The sequence below is a fragment of the Blautia coccoides genome, assembly GCF_034355335.1.
Lineage (GTDB): Bacteria > Bacillota > Clostridia > Lachnospirales > Lachnospiraceae > Blautia > Blautia producta.
In genome coordinates this window covers 4,183,886-4,196,319 of the sequence record NZ_CP136422.1, presented here as the reverse complement: position 1 = coordinate 4,196,319, position 12,434 = coordinate 4,183,886, and the positions used below count along the sequence as shown (strand labels likewise).

Below are 12,434 nucleotides of genomic sequence, written 5' to 3'. Positions count from 1 at the left end.
GGGAAGAAAAAGAAAAGCGGCAATGAGAAACGCCTCGCAAGCATCCTTCTCATTACCGCAACAATCCAACTAATCCAAGCCCTGATTGATTTAATCAATCATCTGCTAGATTAGGGGGCGGGGGCGAAAGCCCCTTCCCTTAAAATAAGGATATCGTTTTCTTTGCCCATTGTCAAGTATGGCTACCATAGAAATTATATTAGACGTCGTGCAGATCATTGTCAGCACAGGAATCATTGTAGTGTTACTCAAAGACCGGAAATGCAAATAGGAACCACCGGACCGGCGCCCGGTTATGCGCCGGGAAAGGAGTATTATGATTGGGACCAGAATAACAGCCTTGGAAAAATTTTTTAAGGTAAAGAAGCCTAAAAGTATGAATTATATAGAATGGATTGAAAAATTATATGAGATGGAAATGGAATGGGAAGAGGAGCATCAGCAACCTTTTCCAGTATAGTGTGCCATCCCGATTAGGAAATACCGGGTGAAGGGCCGGATAGCGTACCAGGGGTGCAGCTCCCCTGGCGGCCCATAGGCTTGAGCCAAAGTACCTGTAATGCTGCCGTACCTGCCTACGACATTGTTACAGGCCGGTCACCCACCAACCCGATTGCGCCCCGGTGCAGTTATCCGGCGCTGGCAACGTAACTGCCCGTATAAGCCTCTGCGGGGCAGGCCGTACGCTTATACGCAAAATGACCGGCACCATTACAGTACCGGCCATTCCGCTATCATATCTGATTTCATCTCTATGGATATATTACCACATCTAATCTATACGGGCAATAAAAGCCCGTAGACATTTTTCGACGAATCACAGACCATTGATAACCTCTATGTGCCTATTCCTCTGTACCTGTATTGTTATCGGTATGATACCTATTTCAATTTACCGTGCGGATGTTTTATTACACAGACAAAACCGGATCACCTATACGCAGGAAAACGCTTTTTGTTATATTTTTCAATTTCTTCACAGACAGCATCGTATACGCCTGGATAAGAACAGTCCGGTCCTCCCATACTTGTACAGGGAATAAAATATTTTGGAGGAATCTGGCTGCAGATTTTTTCTATCTCGGCTGCAATTTTTTCATGGCTCCAGTCAATGACATCCACAATGCTGCTGTCCAGGCCTCCCATGAAGGAAATCTGACCTCCGTATTTTTTTACAAGCTCAGGTACATTGTTTGTATGAATGGTGCCCTGGTGGATATCAATTCCCATCTTGATCAGAGAGGGCACCAGATTGGCAAGGTAGGTGTCAGAGTGGTGAACAATGATACATCCATTTTCTTTGAAATATCCATACACCTTCTGATAGGCGGGAACAATGAATTCCTCAAACATCTGAGGGGAGAGGAAAGATGAAGTCTGAGTGCCAAAGTCATCATGATGAAATACGAGGTCCGGATGAATGTATTTCATCAGCTCTTTGGCATAGGCCAGCTCCCAATCAGCCATAAAATCCAGCAATTCATGCATAGCTTCCGGCTCTTCATAGAAAGCCACCATTGTCTCCTCGATTCCCATTAAGTAATATACTTTTTCCAGTATTCCCGGTGCCATAAAAGCTGCTACAAACTGTTCACTGCGGTCTACGGCATCTGCCTGTGCTTTTATGTCTGCCCAGAATTCCGGAGGGTAAACCACTTGGGGGGCTTTCACCACATCTTTCCATTTTGTAATGTCCTTCAGCGCAGCACGTCCTTCACTGTGAACAGGAAGAGGGCCTGCACATCCTTCTGGGAATGTTACGGTAACTCCCCACTGATTGACGGTAGTTTCTCCAGGCTTCATGGTATAAGCGAAGCCGCCGATACTGGTGAGTACAGGGTCGATCATAAAGGCAAAGGCTTCATGGCAGTTTACATAGCGGTCCGGATTTCCGCCCCTGATCGTTTCCAGCAGATTCTGTCTTTTCGTTAACATAAGCAAATCCTCCTTTGATTTGTCGAACTGCATTGCTGTTTGTTTTTAGTATAGAGTGAAATGTGTTTTCCGTAAATTCTATAAATAAATTGACATTACTGTATAAATTTCCTATACTTTATACAAAACATATATTCGGGTAAGGGGGGATTTTATGCGGATCAGCATGCAGATCCTATATGAAAACCTGTCGGGATTTCAGCCGGTGAGGAAAAAGATAAGAGGGTGGGAGACTTTTAAATATTTAGGGTTTCTCACCCTTAATGAGAATCATGAGGGGATAACAGAGGACTATGTCATTTTAGGTCGGGCGGAAGAATTTAACAGATATAAAATTCCTGAAACATGCGGAGTGATATGCCTGGGAAGATATGAAGGGGAAAGAAAGAAAAACCAGGAGTGGATATTTCTTTCGGAGTCTACCGAATTGGAAGAGGTGCGGCACATACTTCAAAATACGTTCCGTAAATATCTTCTCTGGGAGGAGCGTCTATGCATGGCACTTCGGCGGAATGAGGATGTGGAAAGCTATTGCCGTGTAAGTATTCCTATTTTTAATAATCCCATTTTTGTACATGACGGCAACTTTGAGATCATTGCCAGTGTCAATGAAATGGAAGGGCAGGTATCCTGGAATTATGAAGAGGACAGTGGGAAAAAGACGGTGACCATGGAGACTATGAATGACATTAAGGTATCACCGGACTATCAGGAAAGCCTAAAGACCAGAGGTCCTCAAATATTTCCCAGCCAGCAGTTTGGGTACAGGGGACTTTATGTGAATTTTTGGGCAGAGCATATGTTTCTGGGGAGGATCTGTATCAATGAACTGGGCAGAAGTTTCAGGGAGAGTGATTATCCCCTTATAGAGTATCTGGCGGAATATGTATTGGCTGCTTTGGAGAGGGGATGCCTGATACAGTCAGGAGATTCCAGGGATCTGGAACATTCTTTCTGTGAGCTTCTGCAGCATGGAAATACAGAAGAGAGCCTTCTTGTGATGCGTCTAAAGTATCAAAACTGGGATCCTTCAGACAGATATCAGTGCGTTCGGCTTCAGATAAGCAGCCGGGATTTCTCTACGCATGCGGTGGCTTATACCTGCCGGCGTCTGGAGAGCATGTTTGCAGGACTTTATGCGTTTCCTTTTCAGGAGGGGATTGCCATAATCGTGAACCTCTCCCGGATAAATTGCGCTAAGGATGAATTTTTACAGAGGTTTGCGGTCTTTCTCAGGGAAGGAATCTTTAAAGCGGGACTCAGCGGGGACGGGACAGATTTTATGAATCTCAGGTATTACTATCAGCAGTGTACGGCTGCCCTGCTGATGGGGGAAAAAGAGGACCCTACGTTTTGGATGTATAAATTCCAGGACTATGCAGTTTCTTATCTGTTTTATCAGGGATGCTGTACACTGGCACCGGAAATGTACTGTGAACCGGGGCTTTTGCTGCTCATAAAATATGACCGTGATCATGGTACGGACTTTTATGATACGCTGCGCGTATTTCTGGAAAGTGACAGGAATATAGCTCATACTGCACAGAAACTTTTTGTCCATCGAAGCACACTGCTGTACCGCCTGGAGAAAATCAGCAGGATAAGCGGACTGAACCTGGATGATTACAGAGTCCGTTTTAAGGTAATGCTTTCTATTGAACTTTTAAAGTGATCGTTCAGTAACAGTTTGGTTTTATACTGTTATACGTTGCGCTGCTTTGTAAATGTAAGGTGAAACAGAGAGGAAATATGTGCAGGACTGCATTTTTGCAGTCTGTGTGCATGTATTTGTTGTTATGAAGACGGATGGCTGAATAGTAACATTGTAGTATGGCATATTCAGAGATATGGCATACTTTGCATGGAAGTGCTATACTGTAAGAAAAGCGGAAAAAAGGAGGAGCATCATATGTACAAGACAGAAACCTATACAGCCGTGGTACCGGTAGAGGACTACATAGAGGGCTATGTGGATGTGGACACATTTTTGGAGTGCTGCAGAGTATGTCCAAACTACGATAAGGTATGGTCCTGTCCATCCTATGATTTTGACGTTCTGTCGTATTGGAGGAAATACAAGACGCTGGAGCTGACAGCCGTTAAGATCATCTTTGATGAGGATCATGCGGGTAAGGCGTTTACAAAAGAGGAACAGGATAAGATTCTGGCACAGTCCCTCCGTGTGGAGAAGGAGAAGCTGTCGGAAATGCTCTGGGAGAAGGAAAAAGAATTTCCCGGAAGCATCAGTCTGTCGGCAGGTTCCTGTAATTTATGCCATGGAAACTGTACCAGACCGGACGAAAATGCGTGCCGTTTTCCGGAAAAGATGCGTTATTCCATTGAATCAATAGGAGGCAATGTGGGACTGACACTCAGTAAGCTTATGGGAATTGAACTGGAGTGGATGGAAGAGGGAAAACTGCCCCATTATTTTGTGCTGGTGTGTGGTTTGTTAAAGTGAATTTATAAGGATAAAAAAGGAAGTTGACAAAGAAGGGAATCTGTTATACACTTTTATCATAAACTTATAAAAGTATATGATAAAAGTGTAAAGGAGAATGCATATGGATACCCTGACTGCAAGGCCAAAACTATTAAAACAGGCAAATCTTTCCCTGATACGAAAAGTGCTGAAGGCAAAAGGGACTGCCACCAGAGCAGAGATTGCCCGTGAGACAAAGATCAGCTCCACCACAGTCCGTTCTCTGCTCACGGAAATGATGCAGAACGGAGAGATTGAGAGTGTCGGATATGACGAGTCCAGCGGCGGAAGGAAAGCGGAGCGGTACGGATTCAGGCCGAACCGGTACTATGGCGCGGCCTTCTGCATAACAGGAGACCAAATATACGGCCTGCTGATCAATGTGTGCGGAGAGATCGTGGAAACTGCAAAGCTTTCCGCTGATCAGGGGGACTTTGAGAGTGCGGTCATTTCTTATCTGGATCAACAGATGGGGAAAAAAGAGATCAAGTCCATAGGGATCGGTGTGCCCGGTGCAGTGGAAGGCAGCGGTTACTGGAGAAAAAAGGAGGAAGGGGGAGAATTATATAAGGTCAATATAGGGGATAACCTTGAGAAACGCTACAAGATTCCTGTTGTGATGGAAAATGACCTGAATGCTACAGCCATTGGATTCGGGCGTTGTTATGCCAGAGAATTTCCACGTGAGAATTCAGAGAAAACCAATATGGCATTTCTGTTTTTTGAAAAAGGCTGCGTCAGTGCGGGTTTTATATCAGGGGGCAGAATTGTACGGGGAAGCAATAATTTTGCAGGAGAGCTGGGTCTGCTGCCCATGGAAAACGGAAAAATGCTGGATGAATGTATGACCGAGCCAATGGAGGATACCAAGTATGTGAATCTTGTGATCCGCGTCATAAGCTGGATCTGTGGAATTCTGAACCCGCAGTATGTGGTACTTGGCGGACCGGATCTGAGGAAAGGGTGTATCGGACCCATCAGCGACGGACTATCTGCTTTTCTGCCGAAACATATGCTGGCTGAAATCCTCTATTCTGAGGATGTGTGGCATGATTATTTTGACGGGATGGCAAGTCTCACCGCGGGTAAGATGTTCGACGATGTGCAGTTTATAAAGGAGTAGCCATGTTTGCAAATAAAAAAGAGAGAATTCTTGACACTGGGCCGCGTATTTGCTTTTTTCTGCAGACTGCATTTGGAACTTCATTTGCTTATCTCACCAGCGGTGTGTTCCTGAGCGGGTTTGCGCTTTCCATAGGTGCAGGGGATGTGCTTGTCAGTTATCTGAGTGTGATCGTGAATATCTGTGGAGTGTTGATCCTGGCCTTTGTGGCATATCTGGAACGGTTTCAAAGCCGTAAGAAATTAACCGTTATATTAACGATACTGTCCAGGACAGCCACACTTTTTATCATTGTCATCCCTGTTGCAGTTCCAGGGCAGATGCGGATCGGGGTTTTTGTTTTCATGGTGGTTTTGGCATTTACCCTTCAAGCACAGACCACAGTGGTCCTGAATCAGTGGATGATGGGCTTTATGGATGAGAAGAAGAGCGGACGTTACATATCGCTGAGACAGACGCTGACCCTGGGAGTTACAGTTATTTTGTCTGTGGCAGGCGGTTTCTGGATGGATTTTATGAAGGGAGAGTATCTGGGATTTGCTGTTTTGTTCGCGGCAGCGGCAGTGATGAGTGTTTGTGAGATCATTCTGCTGCTGCGGACACCTGACAGTGCTCCATACCGGCCTTTAAAGAACGTGTGCAGACTGGGGGATGCCCTGAAAGTACCCCTTGGGGACCGGAGATTTATGGGGTTTGTAGTTTATATCCTGGCGTTCTATTTGCTGCTTAATATTTCGGACAGTTTTACTATGGTATATATGATGAAATACCTGGCGCTGCCCTACAAAACCGTGACGGCAATGTACATGATCATATCCCTGCCTCAGATCGTGCTTCTGGGCTTTTGGGGAAGAGTAAGCGATAAGCGGGGGCATGAGTTTGTTTTGAAGACTTCCATCTGGCTTTTTGCAGGGGAAACTCTGTTTATGTCCTTTGCAGGGCCGAAAAACTGCCTTTTGTTCATACCTATTGCATTTCTGACGTCTTCCGTTGGAAATTCGGGCTTTGTGGTAGCTGTGTTTAACAGAAGGTATGAATTGATGCCGAGGGACAACAGGATTATGTATGACAATTTTTATACGGCAGTTATCGGTGCCGGATTTATTTTGGGACCAATGATCGGAGGGGCTGTGAAAAGCTTTTTGGAGGCAGGTGCGGCAGTACAGTCTGCTGCTGCCATTCATGGGATACACTGTCTGTATCTCATATCCACTGCGGGAATCCTGCTCCTGCAGGTTATTTATTACCGTGTACAGGGGAAAAGGGAGGTGTGTGTCCATGTCAAAGGTTGATCTTCATATGCATTCGTCTTTCAGCAGTGACGGCGAGTTTTCTCCGGAGGAGATCGTCAGAATGTGTGAAGCGCGGGGGATGGAGTATATTGCAGTAACAGACCATAACTCTGTCCGCGGTGCAGAAAAGGCCTTAAAGGCTGCGGCTAAGGTCAGGGTGATATCCGGCGTTGAGCTGGATTGTGTGTACAGAGGATGTGACTTTCATCTTTTGGGGTACGGCATTGATGTGAAACGTCATGAATTTGAGGAAATAGAGAGTGATATTTTACGTCAGGAGAGAAATGCGGCAGAGGAAAAAATTGAACTTTTCCGGAGAGCTACAGGTGTCTCTATAGATACGAACAGGATTCTTGCAGAAGCAGATAAGGGTGTTGTGACCGGGGAGCAAATCGCTGAAAATGTACTGAACCGGGAGGATGCGGGCAGGTATGCGATACTGGCCCCATATCTTCCGGGCGGACCAAAAAGCGATATGCCAAATGTGAGATTTTACTGGGATTTCTTCTCAAAAGGAAAACCGGCCTATGTGGAGATCGCCTATCTGGCTCTTCCTGACGCTGCTTCGCTGATCCACAGTGCAGGCGGCGCGGCAGTTCTTGCGCATCCGGGACAGAATCTCGGCGGTGATGAGGAGCTGCTGGACAAAATAACAGAGGAGGAGATTGACGGGATAGAGGCATTTTCTTCATACCACAGCAGGGCAGAGGCACTGCATTATTTAGAAACCGCAGACAGGAAAGGCCTGTTTGTCACCTGCGGCAGTGATTTCCATGGCAGGCATAAGCCGAATATCACGCTGGGAGGCCATAATGCTTTGTGGGATGACAGAAAGCTTTTGCAGGAAATGAAAAAATGCCTCCTGTCGGAACCGCCTGTTTTATAAAAACAGGCAGTCCCACAGGAAGCATGGAGGGATTATAATACGTTCCCGGATTCACATCCGCATGCAAACGGTCCTGCAAGGGGCATGATATCACGTTTTTCTCCAAAGTAATCCTGGTCAAATACGATAGGAGTTCCGTCAGGAGATTCAAACTTCTGTTCCGGTTCAAAAGCCTCGCCAAGCATCTCTGTGCTTACGAACGGAGTCTCAAACTTTGACAGGAAATCATACAGATTGGTCTCCAGACGGTATTTTCCGTCTTCTTCTTTCAGTTTCAGTTCAATTTTGTTATCATTATCCACTTTATAGTTTTCCTCAGCATCACATGGCTGGGCACCGTTAAAGTATACGTTGCCTCCAGTATAGATGGGGAGATGGTCATAATAAATGTCTTTGTTGTCATGGTCCACAGCAGTCTCTGCGTTGAAGCGGCCAAAATACGTCTCTGCTGTAGGATATCCGTCGTATGGCTTTGTTCCGCAGATAAACTGGCATTTATCCATAGTTCCCATGCCTTCAGCCTGGGCGTAAGCGGTCAGATCCTGACGGATTTCTTTTTGTACAAATACATTGTTATAAAAACGTGCATCTCCGTGCAGGATTGTCATAAAGCCTGCAACCTCTGTGCGGTGCGGTACGTGATATGGTGTATACCGCGGCGTGGGCAGATGCTGACCGCCGTTATCTACCCCGGCACCCACCCAGGTAAAGGAACCTGCGATCAGGTTGTGCACAAGAGCGATACCCTGGGTACTGATGCGGCATGCGCAGTCGGACAGAAGCAGGTTGTTGTCGATCAGTGTAGGGCCGTGGGAAACCTCAACAAAGATATCCTCTGCGAGAGCCAGACCGTTGGTGATCTCTGTACCTTTTGGCGGAACATTGTCATGGAACAGGTTCTGTGTAACACGGGTTCCCTGTGCCTGCCAGTCAAGCCACAGACCACGGGTACAGTGATGGAAATGGTTGCGGCGGATGATCACATCAATGGCAGCATGCATTTTGATACCGCCGATCTCGGCGCCGGCCAAATCCTGTTTATTGTTGATATGGTGAATATGGTTGTCTTCAATGACAGAGAACACACCGCCTAAATGTCCTACGATACCGGTCTGTCCGCAGTCATGAATATTACAGCGGCGTACAGTGTGGGAGCCGATGTTCTCTTTTGTCCATCCCTCGATCTGTGCCTGGCAGATGGCGTCACGCTCTGTCTGGGTTCCATCTTTATAAAATTTGGTGGTCCACTTGTTTTCATTGTTGGGCTGCAGGTATTTTCCAAGGGAAATACCGGAGCATTTGGAGTCGGAGACTTCGCAGTCTTCAATGATCCAGCCTTTTGACCAGTGCGGGCCGATCATGCCTTCCTGGTAAGCAGTGGGCGGTGCCCAGGTAGTTGCTGCCTGTTTTACAGTGAATCCTGACAGGGTGATGTAATTTACACCTGTCTTATCGGGATAGAAGCAGTTCCGGCGTACATTGATCTCCACGTTCTCCTCATTGGGATTGGCGCCATGGAAATTGGCATAGATGACAGTAAAGTCACCGTCCTGCTGGGTATACCATTTATAGATGGTAAAATCCGGATCCCAGGAACCTTTGTATATGGCCGGGTCAATGACGTCTTCCAGTGAAAATGTCTCATACATGGATTTACCGTTTATGTATACTTCACCTGTGTGTACAGGTTCCATGGCACGGTACCAGTCACCTGCAATCACTGTGGTGTAGGGATTATAGCTGCCGAAAAGTCCATTGGGGATGCGGGCCATCCAAACATCACCCTGATACTGTGTCCAGTTTTTTACAGGCTCCGCACCGGTTATGACAGCGGCCAGCGGTTCTTCTGAGCGGTATATAATGCGGCTGTTTTCGTCGGTACCGCCGTTTTTGGGATTTACATATTCCCGGTATATACCCGGGGCTACCAGGACTTCATCCCCTGCGCAGGCGATGCCGGCGGCCTCGCTGATAGTCTGGAATGGTTTTTCCTTTGTACCGCATCCGTTTCTGGAAGCATTTGCGGCTACATAATAAATCATAGATGTTATCCTCCTTTAGCTGTGTGGATCATATTTTCTATTGACCTTTTCGGTCTTGTGATAATATAATTATACTGTGGATTTGAGGATATAAAAATAATCATACTGCCTAAAAATATAACAATCCCGCCATATGGAAAGGGCATGATGGGTTATAAGGGCATGATGGATAGTAAGCGCATGACGGGGTGTAAGTGTATAAATGAGGGAGGAGGCGCCTATGGTACAATTCAGAAAACTGGATATGGACGGAAGAAAAAAAGAAAAAATTGTTTTTCAGAATCAGATGCTCCACTATGGACTGTATGTGCCCAGGCCGGAGGCGTATTTCTTCGGAGATATTCCATGGCATTGGCATGATGAATTTGAGTTCGGACATATTTTAGGGGGAAGTATGCAGTATAAGACAAATCACCATGAGTTCATACTACATGAGGGGGACGGGATATTTGTCAATTCCGGAGTTCTGCACTATCTGCATCCCCTGGAACCTGTGGAGGATGTGAGGCTGCAGTCCCAGTTCTTTGACCGGTCTTTTCTGGCGGGGGCGTCGGGGAGCATATTGGATATTAAATATATTGCTCCTGTTTTGGAACAAAAACAATTGGACGCAGTGCCCCTCTACTGTTCCAATGCCGAAAGCGCGGAATTTCTTGAGAAAATGAGGGAAGGGGCAGAGCTGAGTATCAAAGGGGAACGTTTTTTTGAGCTGCGTCTGAGAAGCCTCTTTTCACAGTTATGGGAGATGGTTTATTCCTGGGCAATGGATGAGAAGAAAAATGAGACAGGATATAATGCCCTGGAGGATGAACGGATCAAACAGATGCTCTCCTATATACAGGAACATTACAGTGAGAAGATAACCGTGCAGGAAATTGCGTCCAGTATACATATCAGCGAGCGGGAGTGCTACCGTCTGTTCCAGACAAGCCTTGGTGAAACACCTGTGGAATTCATGGTTTCCCTGCGCCTGCAGAAGGCACAGGAACTTCTGCGTTATACGGATAAAAGTATCCTGGGGATAGCTGTGGAGACCGGATTCGGTACCAGCAGTTATTTTGGAAAGATATTCAAACAGTATCACCATATTACACCGAAACAGTATAAAAAGCTTAATTTTGACAGGAAAGAAAATAACGAATGAAATGCTTTCTTTGTGCGGCTGTCTGCGAAACTGCAGGCAGCCGTACACGATTCAGCAGGTATTACGCCGGAAGCGCCCCGTCCGCCGGCATCCGTTTTATTTCTTTCCGAACCAGAAGGACAGCCAGGATACCTGCAGCCGCATCCGCAATAGGACCGGCATACATGACCCCGTCGATTCCCATAAAGAGAGGGAAAATCAAGATCATTGGGATCAGGAAGAGGATCTGCCTTGTCATGGAAAGCACAATACCTCGGGTGGCTTTGCCGATGGAAGTGAAAAAGTTAGCTGTCACCGGCTGCAGTCCATTTAAGAAGGTACAGAACATGAAAATGCGAAAATACTTCTGGGCAAACTGATAGTAGAGTTTGTCACCGGAACCGAAAAGGCTGACGATCTGCCTGGGGAAAATCTGAAAACATATAAAGGCGGCCACTGCAAGTATGGTTGCGGTTCCGGCAGCACACAGATATGTCTTTTTCACCCGTGAGTAATTTTTAGCTCCGTAATTAAAACCAACGATCGGCTGAGAGCCCTGGGCGATTCCGATGACAATGGACAGAAATACCATATTCACCTTTGCCACGATACCCACCACAGCCAAAGGGATATCGCTTCCGTAGACGGAGTGGGAACCATAATGCCGCAGAACATTGTTCATGGTTATCTGTACCACTGTGAGGGCGAGCTGATTGAAGCAGGAGGCCATTCCAAGGGAGGCGATCGCTTTGATACACTGTATCCTGGGGATAAGGGTTTTCAGTTTCAAATGTACGGTTTTATACCGGGGAAGATAAAAGAGTACCATGCAGGCGGAAAATACCTGACCGATGACAGTTGCCCATGCAGCTCCGGCAATTCCCCAGCCGAAGGTAAAAATGAACAAGGGGTCCAGTACCGTATTGATCAGTGCACCGGAGACCATGGATATCATGGAATATGTAGGACTGCCGTCTGCCCGGATCAGATGATTGCCTCCTGTTGTCAGCATAAAAAACGGGATTCCCCAGGTAGTGATCCCCACATAAGTCATGGCATAGGGCAGTACCTTGGGGGTAGCGCCAAACGCCAGGATCAGCGGCTTCAGAAACAGGCGGATCAAAATGACCAGAGCCAGCCCGCACAGTATCAGGCTGCCGAATCCTGTGCCTGCAATATGCTTTGCCTTTTCTTCATGCTTGCGTCCAAGTTCCAGATTGAAGTTGGAGGCGCCTCCGATCCCTATGAGGAGAGCCATTGCTGTAGTGATGGTGGTAATGGGAAAAGCCACATTGGTGGCGGCATTTCCGTACATTCCCACGCCCTGCCCGATGAAAATCTGGTCCACGATATTATACAGCGCGTTTACCAGCATACTGATAATGGCGGGTACTGCGAATTTGGGCAGTAATTTACTGATTGGGCTAAAACCAAGCGGGTTTTCTTTTATCTGTTGTGTGTTCTCCATATGATTTCTCCATCCTTTCTTGTTTTATTTTAAGCTATTTTGAGGAGAAATCCAATATCTTATTTTAAAAGATGTTTTTCTCT

General features: G+C 46.4%; 10 protein-coding genes. 7 read left to right on the top strand and 3 right to left on the bottom strand.

Features of this window, described 5'->3' with window-relative positions; translation table 11 throughout:
• Positions 1–316: 316 nt before the first annotated feature.
• Positions 317–460, top strand: coding sequence for a hypothetical protein (locus BLCOC_RS18890; protein WP_165907142.1), 144 nt, complete (start codon positions 317–319; stop codon positions 458–460).
• 470 nt (positions 461–930) lie between these two features.
• Here the strand turns inward: BLCOC_RS18890 and BLCOC_RS18885 are convergent, their stop codons facing one another.
• On the bottom strand, positions 931–1,935 hold the full coding sequence (locus BLCOC_RS18885; RefSeq protein WP_115623044.1) for a uroporphyrinogen decarboxylase family protein: 1,005 nt from the start codon (positions 1,933–1,935) through the stop codon (positions 931–933).
• Positions 1,936–2,089: 154 nt separating this feature from the next.
• Between BLCOC_RS18885 and BLCOC_RS18880 the strand changes: the two genes are divergently transcribed.
• The 5 genes from BLCOC_RS18880 (at position 2,090) to BLCOC_RS18860 (ending at position 7,718) form a co-directional block, all read left to right on the top strand.
• Positions 2,090–3,607 (top strand): PucR family transcriptional regulator, encoded by a 1,518-nt coding sequence (locus tag BLCOC_RS18880; protein ID WP_115623043.1) that lies wholly within the window; start codon positions 2,090–2,092, stop codon positions 3,605–3,607.
• Positions 3,608–3,844: 237 nt separating this feature from the next.
• Positions 3,845–4,396 (top strand): DUF2284 domain-containing protein, encoded by a 552-nt coding sequence (locus BLCOC_RS18875; protein WP_115623042.1) that lies wholly within the window; start codon positions 3,845–3,847, stop codon positions 4,394–4,396.
• Between the two features lie 103 nt (positions 4,397–4,499).
• Positions 4,500–5,540, top strand: a complete 1,041-nt coding sequence (locus tag BLCOC_RS18870; protein WP_115623041.1) for an ROK family transcriptional regulator — start codon at positions 4,500–4,502, stop codon at positions 5,538–5,540.
• 2 nt (positions 5,541–5,542) lie between these two features.
• Positions 5,543–6,832, top strand: coding sequence for an MFS transporter (locus BLCOC_RS18865; protein WP_115623040.1), 1,290 nt, complete (start codon positions 5,543–5,545; stop codon positions 6,830–6,832).
• The gene (locus tag BLCOC_RS18860) at positions 6,819–7,718 is read left to right on the top strand and encodes a PHP domain-containing protein (RefSeq protein WP_115623039.1); all 900 of its coding nucleotides are present in this window, start codon (positions 6,819–6,821) and stop codon (positions 7,716–7,718) included. The genes BLCOC_RS18865 and BLCOC_RS18860 overlap by 14 nt, the downstream gene beginning before the upstream one ends.
• 32 nt (positions 7,719–7,750) lie before the next feature.
• Here the strand turns inward: BLCOC_RS18860 and BLCOC_RS18855 are convergent, their stop codons facing one another.
• Positions 7,751–9,760, bottom strand: coding sequence for a right-handed parallel beta-helix repeat-containing protein (locus BLCOC_RS18855; protein WP_115623038.1), 2,010 nt, complete (start codon positions 9,758–9,760; stop codon positions 7,751–7,753).
• 220 nt (positions 9,761–9,980) lie between these two features.
• On the opposite strand from BLCOC_RS18855, the gene BLCOC_RS18850 reads away from it, so the two are divergent.
• Positions 9,981–10,904, top strand: coding sequence for an AraC family transcriptional regulator (locus BLCOC_RS18850; protein WP_115623037.1), 924 nt, complete (start codon positions 9,981–9,983; stop codon positions 10,902–10,904).
• Positions 10,905–10,965: 61 nt separating this feature from the next.
• Here the strand turns inward: BLCOC_RS18850 and BLCOC_RS18845 are convergent, their stop codons facing one another.
• Positions 10,966–12,351, bottom strand: a complete 1,386-nt coding sequence (locus BLCOC_RS18845) for an MATE family efflux transporter (RefSeq protein ID WP_029468413.1) — start codon at positions 12,349–12,351, stop codon at positions 10,966–10,968.
• Positions 12,352–12,434: the final 83 nt, after the last annotated feature.